Origin of the sequence: Pediococcus sp. EKM201D (assembly GCF_011800215.1) — a bacterium.
Taxonomy (GTDB): Bacteria; Bacillota; Bacilli; order Lactobacillales; family Lactobacillaceae; genus Pediococcus; species Pediococcus pentosaceus.
Genome location: NZ_JAALFK010000001.1, coordinates 298,751 through 320,082 on the forward strand (window position 1 = coordinate 298,751; position 21,332 = coordinate 320,082).

At 37.7% G+C, this 21,332-nt stretch carries 19 protein-coding genes; 1 reads left to right on the forward strand and 18 read right to left on the reverse strand.

What is annotated here, in order from left to right; genetic code table 11:
- Positions 1-49 precede the first annotated feature (49 nt).
- Positions 50-649: a hypothetical protein gene (locus HFC68_RS01455; RefSeq protein ID WP_011673312.1), complete on the forward strand. Its 600-nt coding sequence runs from the start codon at positions 50-52 to the stop codon at positions 647-649.
- A gap of 39 nt (positions 650-688) precedes the next feature.
- On the opposite strand, the gene HFC68_RS01460 is transcribed toward HFC68_RS01455, so the two are convergent.
- The 18 genes from HFC68_RS01460 to HFC68_RS01545 form a co-directional block, all read right to left on the reverse strand.
- Positions 689-1,855: a hydroxymethylglutaryl-CoA synthase gene (locus tag HFC68_RS01460; protein ID WP_011673311.1), complete on the reverse strand. Its 1,167-nt coding sequence runs from the start codon at positions 1,853-1,855 to the stop codon at positions 689-691.
- 160 nt (positions 1,856-2,015) lie between these two features.
- Positions 2,016-3,392: an amino acid permease gene (locus HFC68_RS01465; RefSeq protein WP_002833594.1), complete on the reverse strand. Its 1,377-nt coding sequence runs from the start codon at positions 3,390-3,392 to the stop codon at positions 2,016-2,018.
- Positions 3,393-3,861: 469 nt separating this feature from the next.
- Positions 3,862-5,142, reverse strand: coding sequence for an AbiH family protein (locus HFC68_RS01470; RefSeq protein WP_167399577.1), 1,281 nt, complete (start codon positions 5,140-5,142; stop codon positions 3,862-3,864).
- Positions 5,143-6,188: 1,046 nt separating this feature from the next.
- Positions 6,189-7,313, reverse strand: a complete 1,125-nt coding sequence (locus HFC68_RS01475) for a peptidoglycan recognition family protein (protein WP_178084806.1) — start codon at positions 7,311-7,313, stop codon at positions 6,189-6,191.
- Positions 7,297-7,527: a phage holin gene (locus HFC68_RS01480; protein ID WP_167399578.1), complete on the reverse strand. Its 231-nt coding sequence runs from the start codon at positions 7,525-7,527 to the stop codon at positions 7,297-7,299. The genes HFC68_RS01475 and HFC68_RS01480 overlap by 17 nt, the downstream gene beginning before the upstream one ends.
- 2 nt (positions 7,528-7,529) lie before the next feature.
- Positions 7,530-7,838 carry a hypothetical protein gene (locus tag HFC68_RS01485; protein WP_167399579.1) on the reverse strand — a complete coding sequence of 103 codons (309 nt, stop codon included), beginning with the start codon at positions 7,836-7,838 and terminating at the stop codon, positions 7,530-7,532.
- A gap of 35 nt (positions 7,839-7,873) precedes the next feature.
- A complete protein-coding gene (locus tag HFC68_RS01490; RefSeq protein ID WP_167399580.1) occupies positions 7,874-10,972 on the reverse strand; it encodes a hypothetical protein in 3,099 nt (1,032 codons plus the stop codon).
- Between the two features lies 1 nt (position 10,973).
- A complete protein-coding gene (locus tag HFC68_RS01495; protein WP_167399581.1) occupies positions 10,974-11,336 on the reverse strand; it encodes a hypothetical protein in 363 nt (120 codons plus the stop codon).
- The gene (locus HFC68_RS01500) at positions 11,320-14,325 is read right to left on the reverse strand and encodes a peptidoglycan amidohydrolase family protein (protein WP_167399582.1); all 3,006 of its coding nucleotides are present in this window, start codon (positions 14,323-14,325) and stop codon (positions 11,320-11,322) included. Before HFC68_RS01500 ends, HFC68_RS01495 begins: the two co-directional genes overlap by 17 nt.
- Positions 14,325-15,089, reverse strand: a complete 765-nt coding sequence (locus tag HFC68_RS01505; protein WP_167399583.1) for a phage tail protein — start codon at positions 15,087-15,089, stop codon at positions 14,325-14,327. Before HFC68_RS01505 ends, HFC68_RS01500 begins: the two co-directional genes overlap by 1 nt.
- The gene (locus HFC68_RS01510; RefSeq protein WP_167399584.1) at positions 15,089-18,439 is read right to left on the reverse strand and encodes a phage tail tape measure protein; all 3,351 of its coding nucleotides are present in this window, start codon (positions 18,437-18,439) and stop codon (positions 15,089-15,091) included. Before HFC68_RS01510 ends, HFC68_RS01505 begins: the two co-directional genes overlap by 1 nt.
- Positions 18,432-18,764, reverse strand: a complete 333-nt coding sequence (locus tag HFC68_RS01515) for a hypothetical protein (protein ID WP_229572677.1) — start codon at positions 18,762-18,764, stop codon at positions 18,432-18,434. Before HFC68_RS01515 ends, HFC68_RS01510 begins: the two co-directional genes overlap by 8 nt.
- A 101-nt stretch (positions 18,765-18,865) precedes the next feature.
- On the reverse strand, positions 18,866-19,204 hold the full coding sequence (locus HFC68_RS01520; protein WP_159234056.1) for a tail assembly chaperone: 339 nt from the start codon (positions 19,202-19,204) through the stop codon (positions 18,866-18,868).
- Between the two features lie 79 nt (positions 19,205-19,283).
- On the reverse strand, positions 19,284-19,562 hold the full coding sequence (locus HFC68_RS01525) for a hypothetical protein (protein ID WP_159276415.1): 279 nt from the start codon (positions 19,560-19,562) through the stop codon (positions 19,284-19,286).
- A 77-nt stretch (positions 19,563-19,639) separates the two neighbouring features.
- A complete protein-coding gene (locus tag HFC68_RS01530) occupies positions 19,640-20,236 on the reverse strand; it encodes a phage major tail protein, TP901-1 family (RefSeq protein WP_141822621.1) in 597 nt (198 codons plus the stop codon).
- 17 nt (positions 20,237-20,253) lie between these two features.
- Complete coding sequence (locus HFC68_RS01535) at positions 20,254-20,661, reverse strand: hypothetical protein (protein ID WP_167399585.1); 408 nt, start codon at positions 20,659-20,661, stop codon at positions 20,254-20,256.
- Positions 20,662-21,033, reverse strand: a complete 372-nt coding sequence (locus HFC68_RS01540) for an HK97-gp10 family putative phage morphogenesis protein (RefSeq protein WP_167399586.1) — start codon at positions 21,031-21,033, stop codon at positions 20,662-20,664. It abuts the gene before it with no gap.
- Positions 21,026-21,328 carry a hypothetical protein gene (locus HFC68_RS01545; protein ID WP_167399587.1) on the reverse strand — a complete coding sequence of 101 codons (303 nt, stop codon included), beginning with the start codon at positions 21,326-21,328 and terminating at the stop codon, positions 21,026-21,028. The genes HFC68_RS01540 and HFC68_RS01545 overlap by 8 nt, the downstream gene beginning before the upstream one ends.
- Positions 21,329-21,332: the final 4 nt, after the last annotated feature.

The following is a 21,332-nucleotide window of genomic DNA, read 5'->3' on the forward strand; positions in this document are numbered from 1 at the left end:
TTTCAAAGCATACTATTGTTAATGCGATAAATCATTTTGGAGGGTTACTATGCTTTACGTTTTAGTTTTAGCATCAATTACATTATTACTTGGATTTTTTCAATTTTATTCATCAATTAGGAACCGAGGCTCCATTTTTTTAAGCTCACTTTTAGTGATTATCCCCCTTGCTGTTGTTATTTTCTCAGCAAGAAATGTGATGGAAACTTCACATAAAAGTTCTGGCTCTAAGACCAACTCAACTTTAATTGCTAGTAAAAAATCGAGCTTGAAGGACGATAAGTTGGAAATGATTAAAAGCGAAAGTGTTGCCTCTTCATCTAAGGCCCAACAGGTGCAACAAGTCCAGGCTAGTCTTACTAAATCTTTTAAATCGTTTGGTACTGTTACATATGATCCATCTGCCAAAACATTTAGTGTTTCAGCAACCGATAAAGACACTAAAAAAGTTTTCAATCAGTTGATCGAAAATCCTGACCAAATGAGTAATAGTAATTTTAAAGATATCCAAGATAAATTTGTTGAGGTTTCAAAATCCCTCAAAAAAGAACTTGGTAAGGGATATGCCGTTCAATTAAATCAACCTGACAAAAATAAAGCGATGATTATCGCGAAAGACGGTAAAATTGTTTACAGCATCTTCTCATAAAAAATGGCAACTTAGGTTTAAACCCAAGTTGCCATTTTTTTAATTTACTTTTTCATAAATCCGTTGTTGTTGTTGTTGTCCCTTCAAAACAAATGGTGCAGGATCGTTTTCAAATTCAGTTCTGTAGTCCGCTGTTTGAGGTCTCATAAAACTACGATAGATTTGTTCATATTCAGCCACTGAGACCGAAGTTCTTTGATCCAAAAATGCAATTTCTTCATCTGTAACATACTTTTCATATCCTTCAACGACTTTAGCAGAATAAAACTCACCTTCTGCACCAGAACCATAACTAAACAAGCCAATTTGGTCGCCTGCTTTTAAATTGCGGGCATGTAATAATGACAACAGACTCAGATACAATGAACCTGTATATAAATTTCCTACCTCACGATTCAAATAACGACTCTCCTCAAAATGTTCTAATAAACTTTCTTTTAAATCATCATTATCTAGGTCTTCAATTACGCTTCTTAAAGCTTTAAGCCCCATCTTAGTGTAAGGTAAATGAAAAATAAGAGCGGTAAATTTATCAATCTCTTCGCCCGTTTTTTCGAGGTAATTTTCGAAAGTTTCTTTGAAGAAATTAATAAATTCGGCTGATGAATACTTACCATCAACTAACGCTTCACTACGATTTAATGGACGCCAAAAATCCATAATATCCTTAGTTAAATGGGCACTTTGCGTTCCAATTTCAAGGAGATGAGGATTAGCGCTCATAATTATCGCGACTGCTCCTCCACCTTGAGTTTTTTCTCCTAATGTACCAATTCCATAGCGAGCAATATCCGATCCTACTAGTAAAACTCGACTTTCCGGGTGTAAAGCAATATGTCCCATTGCCATTTGAATTCCGGCAGTTAAACCAAAACAAGCTTGCTTTAGCTCAACACCACTCGCTGATGAGTTAATTCCTAATAATGACTGTAAGTAGATTGCTCCTGATTTAGAATTATCTACACCAGATTCAGTACCGAACAAAATCAAATCAATTTTTTCTTTTTCGTTATCATCTACTATTTTTAATGCTGCATTAGCTGCTAGTGTTACTGAATCTTGTGAATTTCGGATTACAGCTTGTTTTGATTGTCCAATACCAATCAAGTATTTATTCGGATCTTCGTTACGAGCCTTTGCAAGATCCTCCATCGGTAAATATAAATCACTCGTAAAAAAGCTCATCTTATCAATTCCAATTTTCAAAACCAATCCTCCAAAGCTTAATCCTAAATTTTTTATCTATTAAATTTTAGCAGACCCCTATCTGTTTATCAAAGTTCAGCTTATTTCTTAGGTAAACCTTAGCAATATCTTTTCCTTTAAAATATTAAAAGCTTCAGAACTTTAGCTTTCTGAATTTTTTCTAACCCCGTTTACGGCGGAATTTAATTATAAAATTAATCGTTAAAACCATTAGAAAAACAAATCCTACTGTAACTGATGCCCTCGTGTCTGGATTGATGAACATAAAAACTACAATCAAAAGTAACGAGATAATCGCTAAGTAATTACTCATGGGATAAAGCGGCATTACAAAAGGATGATTTTGAATTATTTCTGGGTTAGCACGGCGAAAGCGTAATTCAGAAAGTAGGATAACAAACCATGGAACCATCCCCGGCAACACACTCGAACTATATATCAGCACAAATAGGTTAACAGCTCCTCCTTTAAATGAAGATAAGAAGATATTTAAGATAATCCCTAACAAAATTCCAAAAGATATGGTCAAGATTGCTACAGATGGAACTCGATGACTGGATAATTTACCAAAAATCTTAGGTACCTTTCCTTCTTGAGATAGTTTATACAACATTCGACTAGCACTATAAATTCCAGAATTGGTTCCTGACATTGCCGCAGTTAAAACAACAAAATTGATAATTCCAGCCGCTCCGGTAATTCCTACTTTTGAAAAAGTTTCCACAAACGGAGAACCTACCGTAGCCAATTGATTCCAAGGAAAAATAGCTACGATAACAAAGATTGCTCCTAAATAAAAAATTAAAATTCGCCAAACAATTGATTTTACCGAAGCCACAATGGCCTTTTTAGGATTAGCTGCTTCACCAGCAGTGATACCAAGTAACTCAATTCCTTGGTAAGAGCCTACAACGATTGATAATGCAAACAAGAATCCTTTAACTCCACCTGTAAAAAAGCCCCCGTGAGCCCAAAGATTGCTCAATCCTACAGGGCGCCAATGATTACCTAAGCCCATGAAAATCACTAAAACACCAATAATAATCATTAAAATAATCGTTAGCACTTTAATTAAAGCAAAATAGAATTCAATCGCTCCGTATGCTTTAGTAGAAACCAAGTTAGCAAGCGTTAAAGTAGCAATTACCACCACACTAGAAACCCACCCTGGTAAATTTGGCCACCAGTAATTCAAATATTGACTAACTGCAACCACTTCGCTAATCCCAACTACAATAAATTGGAAGATATTGCTCCACATGGTTAAATATCCTGCTAAGGGGTGAATATAGTTGGTTGCATAATCAGCAAAGGAACCGGTGCTTGGGTTTACATATAAAATCTCCCCTAAAGCACGCATAACTAGGTACAATATTAACCCCGCAAAGCCATATGCTAGCAACACTGATGGTCCCGTCCACTTAATTGTCGATGAGGATCCCATGAACAATCCCACACCAATGGTTCCTCCTAATGCAATCATTTGCATTTGGTTTGATGTAAGTGATCGTTTTAACTGCGGTAAATCTTCCTTCATTGTTCTTCCTCCTCAAAATATAAAAAACCACCGAATCAGTATCAATGCTAGTAGGCACTGAATTCTGATTGGGTGGTTTTGTTTGTTAACCAAATTTTAATTGGAAAGCACCTCAAAACACTCAACCAGACAGGATGGTGGTTGAGGTAGTGGTTGTTACATTAACATTAGCAAAATATTTAACTTGATGATTCATATAACAACCTCCCTTTCACTTATTATTAGAATAATATCATTTAATTTTAATAAACGCAATTACATCTAGTCAATTTCTCAAAAAATCTATCTATATCTGACAATTTGAGGATACAAAAAAAGATTAAGGTAACCACCTTAATCTTTTTATTTAGCTTAAATTAAATGTACGCGCTAATATACTTACCAAATAAACGCTTTGATATCAGTGTTTATAGCAAATTAACATTTTTAATCCCACGTTTTTCCCATTTTCAAGTCTATTTTTAGATTTTTAGCTCTTTGGATCAGCCACCACACCCGTAGTAGAAACATACCTTGTTTTTATCCTACCTTCAAGGAGCAACTTGTGTAATAAATTTTTACCTTTTATTTCCGAAGTATTTTTAAAAGTATTCTGTCCATACGTACCTATCAATTTATATATTCTGTCCATAAATTTACTTTGATTTTCACTGTTATCTTTCTCAAAATCACCATAATAAAAATATAATTCGACATTGCTACCATACAAATCTACCTTATCAAAAATACTTTGAAAATATGCATAGTCAGCAGAATTTAGAGAATGTCCGTAAAATTTTATCATTTCAATTTTTCTATTCAAATCCAGTGATGATTCGTCTTTTGAATTCATTATTCTATAAGTTTTACCGAATCTATATAGGTTTTCTCTTAACAAATCACTTTCATCATCATCGATTAGAGCAGTATCATCTATCCCGAAAATAACTTGATCTGGAACATACTTTTTGTTTTCAACATCTTCTTTTAAAGATCCGTGTATATAACGGATCTTTTCTTCTAATTTCTCGAACCCCTGTTCAACTCCAAACACCTTGAATATCGGAGTATAATTAAAATTTAGAACCTGAGTATCATCCAACGAAAAAGATTCATCCTGTGTTATATTTTCTAGAAGTTTTCTTCTATCATATAGTTCGTTAGGAATCTCTCTAATTAATTGTGATACTTTTTGTTCACTTATCACTTCATCGCAAAGATACTGTGCAAATTTTGCTTCGAACTTGTTTAATTCATCTAAAAGAATTTTATAAAAATCAATTTCTTCGTCCCGTTTTTCTACAAATTTTTCATTGCCTAAGTAACACAGCCAATCCTGGAAATAGTGGTCTACCGAATCTTTAAAACTTTTTCTCCAGTTCCCATCATCTTCACCAATGCTATATTTTACTGAATCTAAAAGTGATTTGTATTTTAAATTTTCACTATATTTTAGGAGTCTTCTAAGTACGTTATCAATTTGATTCTCAACATCATTCCATTCTATCGAGTCATCTATGAATTCTGCACCATTAATTGTCAAAAACCAACCTGACCAAAAATCAAACATTTCGGCAAATTTTGTTGTTGAATTATCTTTTTTGCTAGATTCAACTTCATTATAAATAGAAGAAAAACCAATATTCCCAGAACCACGAGTATAATCAATTTCTCCCATATTATTTTTTAACCATCTAAAAAAATCATCATACTTGGTTTGTAATCCTGCAGCTAAATCCAGTCCATTCCCTATAACAATTAATTGTTCCATAGTTACTCCCCTTATTGAGTATTTATATTTCTTACACAATTTTATACTTTTACCCAAAATAAAAAAGCCCCTATCCGAAGATAGAGGCTAATGTTTTTTCTATTTGTGTTATTACCACTTTATAACAGTAAAAATCACTCAATCTTGTTAAAAGACTGAATGATTCTTTGGAGAAAATACTAACTTACACTTTAAAGTACGACATCTTAAATATGAAATAATCCACCTAGCATCAACTAGAGGGATTAAATTGGAAAAAGAGAATTATTTAACATATATAAATTGATACACCATATTGAAGTATTAACATATTAACATGTACTGGGTTGTAATTTCAACCCTATCTACTATATAATTTTATCCTAAAAACTATTATTATTATTAACCTAAATCTGCTTATCTAAAGACTTACCTAGTATGTCAACTAATAATTCGCAACTAGAAATCGAGCCGTTATGAACTGCCTTTAAAAAAAGATCAGCAGAAGTCACCCAATTGTTTTTATTGGTAATGCTTTTGATTTTGTTCTACAATAATTCCCGTATCTTTATTTATATTTTGAAAAACTTCCGTTTCAATCATAAAGACGTGTGTTTTCAAGCGTTAAAATAAAGTTACAAACAAAAAATCACGCAACCTATTTATTGGCTGGTGATTCTCTGGCAAGCTTAATATTCTTTGGAGGAACTTAGCTTACAACCTTATTATAGTCCTTTGATTACATTAAAAAAAGCCCCCTAGCGTTCGCTAGGAGGCTTTCGCTGTATTCAGCTACAGTATTCAAATCGAGGAATGTATTCAATTTAACATAATTAACTAAATTCGTCTATTTTTATTGTACACACGTTACATAAAATACTGATATAGCGTAAATATAAATTACTTACAGTACATTTTATAATCTTATTCGCCATAGCAAAAAAGCCTGCTCAGCATTTAAACTGAACAGGCTTTTTCTAAAAGGTTTGCGATATAATGTTTAAAATCTGGGGTTAGTGTTAATTTAACATTTTAAATTTAAATATTCAAATAAAACACACTCTATATTAATATTTGCTATTGTCATTAATGTGAATCTGTAGTCTATCCAAAGGCTCACCTAACACTCCAGCCCAGCTATCGTAACCAGAAACTGAACCATTGTCAGCACAAGTTCCTAAGTAGTTAGCTCGTTGAGTTGTTTGTGAGCGATAGTATGCCTGTTGGTAAGTCTCACCTTTTGGAGTTGTATAAACAATTTGTACTCCGTCAATCGTGTGTCCTTTAATTCCGGCAACTCCGTTGACTGTATCATTCTTATTAGCTTTCTTAATCCATGGTAACCAGCCGTCTTCTTTCGTGTGAACACGGTATTTGATTGAACCACGATTTACTTTGATGTAAAGCATGTCATGCACGCTATTAGGAACACCAGCGAATCCATTAGAACCAGAGCCAAAGTCTTTAACTGGATTCAACCACTTCTTACCTTTTTGATGTAAAGCATAGATTACGTGAACATCCTTCTTGTTAGTTGGCTTAGCTGGTTTTGGAGTTGGTGTAGGCGTTGGGTTCACATTGTTACCACTTGAACTAAAGCCATATTTAACATCATGTGCAAATTGAGCTTTAGTAATACCGTGGCTAGCAAGGTAACCATAAGGATCAGTATGGTCGCCCCAAACATGGTTAGTAATCCAAAGATGTGATTTAACACCCCGCCATGCTGAACTATCTACATCTGTTGGAATACCATATTTAATTGCGCTTGAGCGTAACAAGTTAACGTAGGTCACGTAGTCTCTATAGAATTCCGCATTATCATACGTTTGTGCAAGTTCAATCTGAACTGGTGCATTCGCATTGCCCCACGATCCCGCGCCCCATGCTTGATATCCTTCAGCACCCACTCGATAAATATTACCACCATCACCAACAATGTATTGAACGTAAGCGCCCGTATTATACCACTCACGTTTTTCATAAGTAGCTACATTTTTAGCAGGAGCATATACTGCTGTAGCATGTGCAATGATTACGTTGTTGCTTGTTCGTAACGATGACCCCTGGTTTGAATTCAAAGCATAATCATTGTTAACAGTAGCTGCACTTGCTTTAGAATTAAATGTTGTTCCAACAAAAAAGGCTGCTGCGATTGCAACAACCCATTTTAATCTATTTAATTTTTTCATCTGGTTCTCCTCTCTGGTTACTAACTACCGTAACATCACTAATCACCCCTAACATTCCTAGCAATGTTAGTACGGTATTAATGATTCCTACAATATTTTGCCAGTTGACTGGATAAGTGTAGCCGAAGGCTACCATTAATTGTTGAACTAAAACGATTAGTAAACTAATCAATCCTGCCCACAACTTACCATCATGCCAATTAATATTCTTCATAATTAAATCTCTCCTTCATCGTTAAATCGTGAACGATACGCAAGGGATCGATGCCACCCTTTGTCTTCATACAAACTTTGAATTTCAGAATCATGTTCTATCAAAATATTTTGATAGCCTTTTAATTCATCCTTTAAATTTTGTTGTTCCATTCGAGATGATTCTTTCAATTCAACTAGTGTTTCAGATAACGTGTCAAATTTCTTTAGTAAAGGTGCTACAACAAACTTATAAACTACGCCAGTAGCGCTACCTATAATAGTTGCAATTCCCGTCCACTCACTGATTGTAAACCCAAAAATCACATGCAATTGATTACCTTCTTTCTTGTCCAAAATAAAAACGGCTAATCAATCGTCGCCGTCCAGTTATATGTCCCTGTTTTTTCGCTTACTGATTTAACATTAAAGTTTTGACCGTCTACGACTTCTACATATAGATCAGTTACTGGCGAAGTTGGCGTAATCTGGATGTTACTACCTCGGAACGGCATTTTAACGGTTTCTCCAATGTTAGCTTGTCCGCCTTGTCGGCTGCTCAACGGCATATCTACCAGCTTTCCATCAAACGTTGTCCGCATATAAAGGCCATCGTAAATGGCCATACCATTTGGTTCGGTGTTATAATCCGCAATGGTCCAATCTTCAATGGAATATAAACCATCGTGGTTCGTTAATTGCGGTTCGTGGAGCGTGATTTTCGCAAAGTGTGGCTTGCTCCGAGAAAATGCACCATAAATCTTACCGTTATAAAAAGTTGCGCCTTGGTTAACTTGCATCGTGCGTCCGTAGTAACGCCTTACATATTGCGCTGTGCCATTGTAGCCATCAGTATTTTTGATAAAAGTGCCATAACCTGCACTGGATAAGTCCGAAGCTCCCATTCCGAGTTCAATTTTTACAACGGAGTTCATTCCAGGCGCACCACCAATCAATAGATAAGCCACATCAGGAGTTTCACCAAATACAGCACCAACCCCCATCGGACTAATGTCTGGAAACTTAATCTTAATTACGGTGTCGCTGTTGTAATCAATCATCGGCCAATCTGGGTCAACCTTTAATTTACTTACATTAGGAATTAAAATAATCTCTGGCACAGCACTGGCTTCGTCTGATGAATTACCGATTAATAATGTATCATTATTTACGCAATAATCCATGGTGTTTAAATGTCCGAGATTATGGACGTAGCGACCAACTTGTTTAAGATTTCGATTTAAACGGATAATCTGCCCAGTGTGTGCAGCATCATGGTCTGGTGTACTTTGCATCCCAATCCATAGCTCATCACCCACTACTGTTATATCTTGATCATTGTATGCAATATTTTGCTCTGCATAAGCATGATAAGAATCAGCATATTCTTGGCCGAACTGTTCTCTAAAATATTGTTCAAAGTAACCGCTAGTAACATGCTTATAGATATTGTTAGCAAGGATAATACTATTAACTGGACGCTCCGATTCTTGCGCTTGTGCCACAATCTCGTTCGTATCAAAATTCCAAAGTAACACGCTATTTGTTGGTAAATTAATAGTCTTGCCATAATATTTTGAATCCGAAACCTTAATCTGCTTACCAAAATGGTTGTAGTAGAATAATGATTTGTTTGGCATAATTACGTCTAATGAATTATCACTATTTGAAACAAAGCTCGGATGATCATTACCACCAATGTTAATCTGGTAACCAACATCGTTACGTGCAATTTTGCGGTCATAGAATTGGCTGAAAAATCCATTATTAATTTGACCGTAAATGTTATCCGCAAGAATAACGTTCAACTTATCTCGATTGTCGCTAATTGCTTGAACACCGATTGTATTTTTTTGTAAATTCCACACTAATACATTACCGTGTGTCAAAGTGAATGTAACGCCGTTGTAGGTTACAGGGCTAACCGCTACGTTTGATCCCAGACCGTCAAACATAGTTAACGGATTGGCTGGCATGGTAATCTTAATATTTTGGCTCTTATCAACGCTAATCTCTGGTTCTGCGCCACCGCCAATTGTAATCATATGTTCAAAGTTACGTGACAAATCCCCAAGATTGTAAGTCATTTTTTTAGCAATATTAGCCACTTTAATATTTAGCAAAACGTCATCAATGTCGATTTGAGAACTATCAATCGTTGATACCAATAAGCGATAATATTGACCAGATCCAAAATCAATGTGATTGTTTTGACCGGTGTTCCAATCCGTTAAAAACTTAATGAACTTCTGGCTAGCGTCGTATTGTGCTAACTTCCATTGATATTTTGTTGAATTAAAATTAAAAATTGCGATGCCTTGGTAATTCATTGCTCCTAATGCAGTTCTCACGGTATTATTAGTGTTAACATTGCTACCATCCGCACCACTAATTGTTCCAGCTTCGAATTTTAGCTTTTCATAATTGTTGAATCCATTTGACATTGCGGTTCGATTGAATGCTATATTGTCTGAACTGACGTAAGTAAAAGCGTTATTGTTAAGCTTGTCGATTGTTACCGAACCATCCGCTAATCCTGCGGATTGGTAAGCACCGCAATCTTTCCATGTGCTACCGTCCCAAATGTATTTATGTCCCGTATCAGCCGTAATATATAGACCGTTAGCACCCGATGGATATTTAGCTTTCAGAGCATCTAAATCGGCAAATGTTGTAGGAACATAAGTTATTTTTGATAAGTAGTTATCAATATAAGTCTTGTCGGCTTTTTGTTTGAGCGATTCGAAAATATCTTTGTTCATTTCCAACAAAGCTTGCTCCAGTTCACTCTTAGTCGCAATATCACTAGAATTAATTTTAGCTTGTATAACATTTAATTGGTCTGTGAGCCACGTTGCATTATCCACGACACCTTGGAACTTTTGCTGGTATTCTGTAATAACATCTTGAAACTTTTGCTTATATTCTGCGATAACTGCTAATGCATCCTTTTCGGTGTTAGTAATATCCGTTGTAAAACTATCAATTAATTTTTGAAGTTCTGTTCTGAACGGTTCTTTGTTAACAAACATATCTGGGTTGCCATTATAAATATGGAACCAGACATTGAACGTTGATACACGTTTAGAATGATCAGGAGTTTCCAGCCCTAGGAATCCATAGAACCAACCTTCTTGTGGAAACATGGTTCCGGGAAGATTCATCTTTACCATACCCATTCCAACAATATCTGAACGAGTACCTGTGTAGCTGACACCTACACCAGTATCTGCATTTACAACATTATCATCATTAAGTCTATCACCAACAAATCCACTGATAAACGGAACTAATCCATCTTCAAATTGTTGTGTTTTACCTCGTTCTAAAAATTTAATAACCAATGGTACTTGTTCATCACCAACACGACCATTAAAGTTCTCGCTCAAGTCAAATGCTTCTCCGACATGTAAATCACGCTTATAAGTATCAAGTGTGATGATGCTTGCTTCTGGTATTTTAATCATATTAAACGTCCTCTCTTATCACTATGTTTTCGCCGTCCCATTCGATTGGAACTTCAAATTTTTGTAACGCTGCTACAATTTGTTTGATATTCAAATCCTGTTGTTCTAGCTTAAAATCAATTGCTTGGCGCTGTTGTTCTAACTTAGAATCGATCGCTTTGCTAAGCTCATCGATTGCTGTATCAAGATCATCTTGGGTAACTAAATTTCCATTTGTAACCAGCCCATTGATGATTTCAAATCCACGTTTAATCGCAATTCGCATATCAACTCCATAATGCGCATTCTGAACAGCTTCGATTGCGTCTTTAATAGTATCAATATCAGCTTCCATTTGAGTGATATCTTTATACACTTGGGTCAACAGAATCATCTCCTTCTATTTTTTTCAATCTTTCATCTAAATCAGCAATCGTCTGCTGATATTTTGCTAATGTCTGCTGATATTCTGCTAGCGTCTGCTTAGTCGTTTCATCATCTTCTTTAACGATTTTTAAGCCTTTTTCGGCTGTATCAAGTCTGGTTTTACTGTCCTCAATATCTTTCTGAGTACCTTCATAATCCTTTTTAAGTTGTGGTACATCAACCATACCTAGTTGTTCGGAAATCATTGCAAGTTTAGTGCTAGACGTTCCTGCACGCATACTTGAAATGTCACCATCAATGGTTGAAACGGTACTTTTGAGCGATTCAACATCTTTACTAACTTTCTTAAAATCATTCTGGTAATCAGTTAACTTTGCAGTTTTGTCACCAAAGGTCATCGTTGATTTATGTGGCTTGTTCAAATCAATTTCTTTTCCAATAACTGTTAGCAGTTGTTGTTCAGCTACATATGGATTAATGAATAAGTAACGATCATAAACTTTGAAACGCTCGTATTCGTTCAACTCAATAGCACTGACGGTGAAGGTATTAGTTGAGGCTTTCTGTGCCTTAATCCACGCTTTACCTTTAGCTAGTAATTTGGCTGGATCTTTGATACTATCCCACGTGACCGCACCGTTGATGATTCCAAATTCCTTCTGAAACTCCGGAATATCTAGGTAGTCTTTACCATCATTTACTGGCGCAATTGTATAGCGCACTCCAGACTTAATCGTTCCACCTTTTTGGTCTCCAGAATCTTGTTCTGGAATGTTTCCACTAAAACGATAAAGATACCAGTACCACTCACCAGACCAGTTATTAGCGTCATAGCTAAACCAATCAGCAAGTGTTGGATTGGAACTCTTACCATGTTCAAAAACATCTGCACCGTCCGGATAGCCACCAGACCAGCCTGTAGAACATTCCAGAACAGTTTCAGCATCTTTCATGACTGCGGTATGTCCTGCTGCACCTGCCGATTGTCCTTTTTTGCCCATAATGATTACGTCACCAGTTTGCATTGCTGGTAACGTCTTATTAGTTCCTTCATAGTGTAAAAGATAACCATGCTTTTTAAGGAATCCATGCAAAGTTTCAGTATTGTACAGTGTCCGATCCGCTTCATGAATTGCCAACTCAATAAAATAGCTGACAAATGATGAACAATCAGCGTGTTTCTGATCCGTCAAAATATCAGCTCTTCTATAGTCCATTGCGTATTCAAGGTGTGCAGCTTTAGCTTTATTGAATAAATCAATTCCAGCTTGGATATCTAATTCTTGTTTTTCCAATGGAGAGCTAGAATTGTCTGCAGATGGAGAGTTGGAATCATCCATTTTAGTTAAAAGAAAATTTCTTTTAATAAGCGAACGTGCTTGTTTGCTTCCACCAAAAATCAACGGCTCTGGGTCAATCCATGTGCCATTATTAGTGAACGCGTATCTAAGTGCATAATCAAAATCTTTCTTAGTGATACCAATATGCAAGTGGTCGGTAGTACGTGTGCCAACTACTTGACCGGTTTTAACATATTGACCAACTTTCACATGAATATCACTACGACTTCCGAAGGCTTCTTGATAGTCAATATTGTAACCATCATCGGAATGTGTGACAAAGTAATTACCTAAACCACCCATATATCCAATTCTAGTTACTTTCCCACCATGAATGGCATGCACATCGCTCCCCGGATGGTCAACTGATCCAAAATCAAGTCCATCATGGAAACCGTTTTGGCGAAATTCACCACCAGCATGTACGCCAAATAATTGACCTCCACTAAAGCTTCCATGCCCTGCTGATGGGAACGGAGAACCCCAACCGCCACCAGTTCCAGATGGTACAATATCAACTGGTAATTTATCATAACGTTTCGAACCTGTAGGACCCCAACCGCCAATATGAACGTCGCTAGCCCAATTTGAATCGTTAAACATTGCTAATAACTGATGGAATCCAACTTTGATATTGGAGTAGCCTTCCAAACAATATTTTTCAAATGTCGGTTCAATAAATTGAAGTAGCCCCATGCTAGGTGTTCCAGCTGCTGCGTTACTATCCCAATTATTTACAATTGTTTCACTGCCGTTTGATTCGTGCTTAATTACGTCTTTAATGATACTTACTTCGGCATCACTAACGGACGTTTTCATACATTTAGCTGCGAACTTAATCGCTGGTCCCCAATCTCCATTGACGGCGTGCATTTGACCACTCAACTTAGATCCGTCGTCCGAACTATCATCATGTTTTTCATCGGGCTTTTGTGTTTCAATTTGAGCGCCTAACGGAATCAATCGGGTAATTACTTTAGATGGATCAATCGCAACCTTAGCTGATTGCATGTTTTCAGCAATCTTTAATGGAGCTTCCATTGAATGGTCTTGCCCCGCACTTTTAAGATAGTCGATGTAATTCTTGCCGTCTTTATATTCACAGATAATACTGCCACCAATTGAATCAGTCAGTAGCTTTTTAATCGCATCCTTAGTGGTCTGATAATCCACCTTACGTAGAGTGTTATCTTTCTTGTTCGTCACTGTAACCTTTCGGACTGTAAACTGCTTGTATTCTGGAACTTGAGAATTATGTTCCTCAATCAGCTTTTTTAAGAATTCTTCTGGTGTGGCATTGGCAATCTCGATGTAGCGCTGAACGCTATCAATTAAATAACTGTCGATATCCTCAAAATCGTAGGTTTGAATGAATTGACCGTTACTCTTCATCTCACGTTCAGGCTTTAAAGCTCTTCCTCTGAATAACAATTCGCTGTTATCAGAATCATAAACCTCGACGTGCGTGTGCATTGGCCTAACTTTGCCGAATAACTTGTTAGCTTGATTTAAGGTCAGTGATAGAGTATTAGTTTGACTTGATGATATGGTTAATTTGCCTTCTGATGCTGCCAAACCAACAACAGGGTCATGGATAACGTAACCAGCTTTGTCGGTTGGTTCGTCATAAGCAATCACTCGATACATTAGATCATCTCCTCACGTCTAAACTTAAACTCAATCGTTCCAGAACCACTTAACGTAAATTTATTCTTGCCTAAAGGCATGGTGATAGTTGCTTTATCAGCATTATCTTTGGTCAATTCATAACCATTAAATCCAGGGCCTTTCACGGTCACTTTACCAGTTACAGCAAAATGACAAATAATTGGTCGTGAACCGATGTTTTCCAGCGTGATATCTGTAGATTTAGTTACATTGAACTTGACTGGTTGCCAAATCCAGTGGTCAAAAACTACATCGTCCCAGACATCTGCACCTTCAAGGTTGTTAGTATAGGCATACGGGTAGCAATCAAATACCACCGTAGCCGTCAGCATTCCTTTTTCTTCATCGTCATCTACTTCCACACTTTTACACTTGCCACTCCAGTAATAACCATCTTCATGCGTATCAACTAGATTACTAATACCAACCGGCATTAGTTGACGCTTAATTTCTTCTTCAAATATTTTACGCTCATGATAGACGCTTAATGGCATAACAATTTTATAGGTAATTTCTCGATTACCAAAGAAGCGTTCACCATTGAGCATTGAGAAATCATAGACGCCTTGTGCGTAAGCAACCTGCTCTACTATTTCATTTTCTGTTGGTGTGGGAGCTTCTCTTGAAACTACCCACCATCCAACTTTCCGACTATCAAAACTCCCAAAAACAAAGCCCTCGGTGGGAATATCTTCATATTCATTTTTATTAGTCGGCTGTAAATCTCTAAAATTGTACTGCATTACCAACTCCACCTTTCGTCGTTATTGGAAGTTGCACCTAATTGTCCGTTAAATTTATCAGATGTAGTACCAACTAATGTATCGCTATCCATGTAAAGGTTAGTATCTTTATCTGCAATACGGCGGAGCAAGGCGTTATTTTGTTGTGAGACCGTGGTATCTTCTAGTGAAACCGATCCATTAAAATCTCCTCTGAACGCTGTTGACGATAGCGATTGTATTTGAGAAATCGAATCATTAAAATCGTTGACACTTGGTGCTGGAACTTCCATCATTGCTGCGTTTGCCATATCATTGGCTGCACTAGCAATCGCACCAATATTGTTACGCATTCCGACTGCGATACCAGCTGGGATATAGACACCAACTTGATCACGCATAACTCGTGATGGTGAGTGAATCTTTAGAGCCTTACGAGCTTCTGCTGCAGCCGCCGAAGCAACTTCACGTGCCGCCTCCATCACTTCACCTTTTTGAGCAAGAATTCCAGAAGCAATACCAGATGAAGCATATTCACCGGCTGTTTTAAAGCTACTTCTAGAATTCCGAACGCTGTTAATCGCGCTTGTCATTCCGCTCTTAACAACAGTTTTTATAGCTGTCATTTTAGATGTAAAGGTTGCTTTCAAGGTTGTTAATGTACCGCTAATTGATGTACTCATAGCCTTCACAGCTGAACTTGCTTGCGTACTTGTGCTTACCATGGTTGTACCATTTGTTTTAGCGGCGCTTGTCAAACCACTCAGTGCAGTTTTAGAAGCAGAGATTGATGATGGTAAACTTCTAAAACTGCTTGCTGTAGTAGAAATCTGTCCAGCAAGTGGTTTTATACCCATGCTGGCTAATTTTGCAGCAGCTGCAAAAATACCCATATTAGTACCGGCAAGAATCAATCCGGTTGAACCTGCACTTAAAGCAAGTATTGCTGGCGCTAGTAGTAACATTCCAGTTGCTAGTTTTGTTGTAGCAGGGCCGGCAATTAGTGCCGCTGCGCCAAACAATGATAGACCAGCAGCTGCAATACCAATACCTGCTCCAAGCAATGTAACTCCGGCAGCCGCAATTAATGCTCCTGCTCCAAGAACAATTAAACCTGCACCTGCAACCGTTGCGCCTGCGCCGGCAATTAATAGCCCCGCACCTAATACCAACGATGCTGCACCTAATGCTGCAAATGCAACAGCTGAACTTAGTCCGTATTGCGAAATCAGAGGCATTACACCAGCAAGCAAAGTCATTCCGGCTGATGCAACCATGATTGCAACACCGACTGCTAATGCTGCCACTGAAAAGGCCAACAAGCTTACGGCAAGAACTGCGGTTAATCCTACCAACAAGATCATAGGAACTGATACCGCAACTAATCCAACAGCAAGCACCACTGATGCAAGCCCTAAAGCAACAAATCCTAATGCTAAAGCTGCGATACCTATACTTGCTGATAATCCGTAAGTTGAGATAGTTGGTAATACAGTAGCAATAATTGCTAAACCAGCCGATGCTATTAAAACAGATACACTTATTGCAAGCATTGCGCCCGCAAAAGCAATTAGACCAACTGCACTAGCTGTCAATAACGGACCTAGCAAAGCAAATGTGACCGCTAAGCTAGCAATTACGACACCAAAAGCAATCATCGCTGTAGTTCCAGCTGTTCCAGTGCTTGCAAGTGCTGTAATACTCATAACAAGCAAAGTAAGGCTACCAACGACTAACGCAATACCTATGCTTGCTGATAATACTGCGACACCGAAAGCAATCAATCCTGCTGATCCAGCTGTAAGTGATGGTGCAAGTTTTGAAAAAATGAGGGCCAACGCAGCTACTGCAACTGTTATTGCAACAACCGCAGTAATACCAGCTGTTCCTGTCTTAGCTAATCCAGTTAAAGCAAAGGCTAGTAAAGCAATACCAGCAGCTGCAACACCAATACCTACACCAATGCCGAGTGCTTTTATACCTAGTGCTGCAATTTGCTTAGCTGACATTGCACTGAAACGTCCAGCTTTGGATGTCGATTTTGTAAATGTTCTAAACATATTAACTGGTGCAGATAAAGCCGTTACCAATTTACCGATTCCTGTTGCTAACAAGCCAAATACGATTAATACACCAGCAATAACTGGCGACCAAGCAATTAAGCCTTTAACAAATCCTGCAAGTGGGCTTTTAGATTTGTTAAGCCATGATGCAAAATCACCTAATGCATTAGCTACTGCTTTAATTTGTGGCGCTATACTACCTATTGACGTTTTAACAAGTGCATCAAAAGCATCTTTCATTTGATCAATAGATTGACCAACGTTTTTAGTCATATTCTCAGAATTATCAGACAGATATTTATTAGCCTTCTTTGCGGACCCGCCTGCATTTTCCAATGCTCCAGCATAATCATCCCACACGCTCTTGCCATCTTTTGTTTTCTTTTTTGTTGCATCAAGCAATGGCAACATTGCCTTAGCTCCAGCGGCTCCAAACAGAGTGCTCAAAGCAGCAACTTTTTGTGACTGGCTTAGTCCATCTGTAGCACTTGCTACTTCTTTCAAAATCGAAGGGAAGGATTTGAAGTTACCTTTAGCATCGGTGTAAGAAATTCCCAATTCATCCATCTTAGCTTTAGCAGTATCTGATGGTTTTACCATTGTAGTTAATGCATGAGCTAAGTCTTGTGAACCTTGGGCGGCATTTAAACCACTATTTGCCATAAGACCAGAAGCAGTTGCCAAATCAGTTACTGAGAAACCTAACGTCTTTGCCATAGAACCAGCATTAGCAAATACTTGTCCCATATCATCAATACCAACCTTAGACTTGTTAGCATTTTCAGCCAGAATTGCAGAATATTTAGCAGCATTTTTTGCGCCGCCTCCCCAGATATTCATCGCATTCTGAACAGTAACAGCTGTTTCAGATAAACCGTCTCCTGTCACTGCTGCTGCTTTTGCTATTGCAGGAAATTCTGTTTTAAGTTCCTTGATTGAAGCACCATTTCGAGCCATTTCAACCATTGCGTTGCCTGCTGTATCAGCACTAATTGGTAAGGTTTTACCTAAGTTAAGTGCTTCATCGCCAAGTGTTTTCATATCAGTTTTTAACGATTTGTTACTAGCACCACCAATAACGGCCGCTTTATTGATTGCTTCGTCAAAAGTACCGTAACTGCTAACAGCTTTACTAGCTGCATAAGCTAGACCAGCTCCCATAACCATTGATGATTTACCAATAGCTGTGGTTAAAGCTCCTGTTTTTTGTCCGAAACTTTGTGAAGCTGCTTCTGCTTTAGCAAAAACAGAACTAAAGTTCTTATCAACGGCACTTAACATAGCGGTAACACTATAACTTTCAGCCATCTAACCTCCTCCTTCCCCTGCGTTTAGCTTTTATTTTTTGCCACTCGTCGTAACGTTGAGCAAAAATTTGTTTGCGATCAGCTTTGGAGATAGGTCGGTTATGACTATACGATTCTCCTTCAAATTTGCTCCTAATCTGTTCGATCTCAGATTTAGCATCAAACAGTTTTTCCAAAGAATTGTACTTAGGTTTAGGATGTTTCTTTGACCCAGTCGTTGCTTGAACCATCTGATTAAAGAATGCCTGTAGCGCTATGTTTTCATGTAACCTAACTTGGCTAATTTGGTAGGCTTCCATCCTTAGCTGATATTCAACAAGCGTCATTTTTTCTATTTCTTCAATAGAGTTAAAGCCTAGATAAGCTAACGAATACAACAGAATTTCGTGATAAGCTTGTTCACTTGTCTGTTGTGGCTCCGCCTTATCTAGGCTTTTCTGTTTTTTATCGCAGCTTTAATAGCATTCGCTTCGTTTACTTCCTTTTTGACGTCGGCAAATAACGCTTCAAGTTCTCCAACTTCTAGTCCATCAATATAATCATCAACATCATTACGACCTGGGCGTGGTGAATTACCGAAAGTTGCACAATAGATGATGTCTGATAGCACCGCTGGATCGAATACATCAAGACCTGGCAATGTCTTTGTTAGGCCCATCCCTAAACTAATATTTTCTCGTTCTAGTCCTGCGATTTTATCCAATTCACGAACAAATTTAACTCCAAAGCTTAGTGGTTGTTTTTTATTTTTAATTTTGATTTCCATGATAAATTCCCCTTTATTTTTTAAGTTTGAAGGCCGCCCCTTATGGTATTGTTTGCTTTCTTTGGCGACTAAGATTTAACTATTCTCCTGTAACGTTTGCGCCATCATCTGTTGGCGTTGCTGTAACATTGGATACTACTTCTGGTTTAGTTTCGGCACTGTTAACTGTGAATGCTGGAACATCGACCTTGTCCGATTCGTTAGTGCCATCACTCCAAGCAACTTGATAGTCGCCTTCTGCAACAACTGTTCCGGCATCTAATCCGGTAATAGCTACCGTCTTTTCACCAACTTCACCTTCGAATGCTTTGGTCGCATCCTTGTAAATCACTAAGTGCTGCTTCGTACGATCAGCCATAACATGCTCTCCTTTTTAGTTAGAATTTATAAGCGCCCCATTATTAGTGGGTGTTGCGGAAGTTCCCACTGGGGCATCTATTTTGACGGGTTAGTATCAGGAATATCGACACCTGCATCTGTCTCGTCGTTCCATGGAGTACCACCGTTTACTTCTGCTCCATCTTCGCCTTCTGTAACAGCGTCAAGTCCACGGAAGATGTAATCAATTTCTGCTTGTTGGTCATCTGATAGTGCTAACCAACCTCGTTGAGGTTCACCAGAAATAGCAAACGAAACATCACGCTCTGAAATGTCTCCAGCGTCATTTGAGTTGTCATCTTCTGAAACCGTTCCACGCATGTACCAGGCATAATACTTTCCATCTTTGTTACGGCGCTTACGATTAACCGCCCAAATTTCCATTACCTTACCTTTCATAATTGAGGTAATCATTTGGTCAGCAATTTTCGAACTGTTGTTAATGAAATCAACTTCAACATCCGTCTCAAGACTAGAATTAGTTGAAAAACTACCGTCTTTTGTATCAGTGCTATCTGAATCACGTTGCGGGTCAAATTCAAATGATGTTTGACCTGGAATCAATGAAGCTGCTTCTGTTTTTGCGTTATCTAATAATCGTGCATAAGCGACAACGTCATTTCCTTGAAATTTTTGAACTGTACTTGCTGTCATATTTCCACTCCTTTTTATTATTGAATTTGTAGCTTGATCATCACGATCCCACGCATAAACGTTGTGTCTGGAACGCTGGTATCAGTGATAATCTGTTTTGATTGCTGTTGAACTTGTCCGTAATACGAGTAGTTTTCCGTATTAATATGACCAATCGAGGCATAAAAAAAACGCTCAACCATTTCGCTAATGGCTAAACGTTGTTTATATGTTCCCCAACAATTGATTGTTAAGGTGATTGCTCCGGTTAATTCTGTTTTAGTATTACCTGGGACCTCTCCGACTTCTCCAATCTGAACAAATGGATATTCCACATCGTTTTCAACTGGTGGTAAAAATTCAAATGTATTGTAGCCCCATTCTTGAGATAAGTTATAAAAATAGTTAAATACATCTTGTGACGGTGACTGCCTAATTTTAACCACCTACCTTACTAGCTTTCTTAAATCAGAAACAAAGAGTGGTAGCTCTTTATCGTAAGAAGGTTTAAGCGCTGGTCGTGCTTCCATTTTACGTGTCCCTAACTCAAGATACGGTGCATATTCAGTACCGATATTTACTGAGCCAGATAAACCATCGTCTTCAATGACAACAACCGTTGATTTACGTGTCTCACCGGTTGATGATCCACCTTCTTCTTTGGGCTTGTACAAATCCAACATTAGTTTTTGTGTCTCACTATGCATCTCAGCAGTGCGTTTCTTAACAATCTCTTTTACTTCTTCTTTTTGAGCTACCTTAGCTAACTTTTTCTGTAATTTCTTCATTCCATGTAGTGTTATTCTTTGATTACTCATGCGATTCACCTACGATGTAACCATTGATTTTAAGCGGACTAATTGCTGTTACTTTCACATAATGCGTTTTATTATCATTAATTGTTAAGTAACTCCAATCTTTATCGAACGGTTCAATTAGTCTGACGGTTTGCTTATCACTGTTGATACTACCGAATAGCTGCATTGATCTAGTTGTCCCAACGTGAGTAACATTGGCCACCGCTTCACCAACAAGTTCTGGGTCATCATACGTAGATGTTTTTGGATTATACTTTCCGTCTTTATAGAATTTGATTCTATCTGTAAACCTCATCACA

Coding starts and splice junctions, on each gene's coding strand:
- HFC68_RS01455 (WP_011673312.1), top strand. CDS start 50: ATGCTTTACGTTTTAGTTTTAGCATCAATTACATTATTACTTGGATTT.
- HFC68_RS01465 (WP_002833594.1), bottom strand. CDS start 3,392: ATGAAGGAAGATTTACCGCAGTTAAAACGATCACTTACATCAAACCAA.
- HFC68_RS01470 (WP_167399577.1), bottom strand. CDS start 5,142: ATGGAACAATTAATTGTTATAGGGAATGGACTGGATTTAGCTGCAGGA.
- HFC68_RS01475 (WP_178084806.1), bottom strand. CDS start 7,313: ATGAAAAAATTAAATAGATTAAAATGGGTTGTTGCAATCGCAGCAGCC.
- HFC68_RS01480 (WP_167399578.1), bottom strand. CDS start 7,527: ATGAAGAATATTAATTGGCATGATGGTAAGTTGTGGGCAGGATTGATT.
- HFC68_RS01490 (WP_167399580.1), bottom strand. CDS start 10,972: ATGATTAAAATACCAGAAGCAAGCATCATCACACTTGATACTTATAAG.
- HFC68_RS01500 (WP_167399582.1), bottom strand. CDS start 14,325: ATGTATCGAGTGATTGCTTATGACGAACCAACCGACAAAGCTGGTTAC.
- HFC68_RS01505 (WP_167399583.1), bottom strand. CDS start 15,089: ATGCAGTACAATTTTAGAGATTTACAGCCGACTAATAAAAATGAATAT.
- HFC68_RS01510 (WP_167399584.1), bottom strand. CDS start 18,439: ATGGCTGAAAGTTATAGTGTTACCGCTATGTTAAGTGCCGTTGATAAG.
- HFC68_RS01515 (WP_229572677.1), bottom strand. CDS start 18,764: ATGACGCTTGTTGAATATCAGCTAAGGATGGAAGCCTACCAAATTAGC.
- HFC68_RS01520 (WP_159234056.1), bottom strand. CDS start 19,204: ATGGAAATCAAAATTAAAAATAAAAAACAACCACTAAGCTTTGGAGTT.
- HFC68_RS01525 (WP_159276415.1), bottom strand. CDS start 19,562: ATGGCTGATCGTACGAAGCAGCACTTAGTGATTTACAAGGATGCGACC.
- HFC68_RS01530 (WP_141822621.1), bottom strand. CDS start 20,236: ATGACAGCAAGTACAGTTCAAAAATTTCAAGGAAATGACGTTGTCGCT.
- HFC68_RS01540 (WP_167399586.1), bottom strand. CDS start 21,033: ATGAGTAATCAAAGAATAACACTACATGGAATGAAGAAATTACAGAAA.
- HFC68_RS01545 (WP_167399587.1), bottom strand. CDS start 21,328: ATGAGGTTTACAGATAGAATCAAATTCTATAAAGACGGAAAGTATAAT.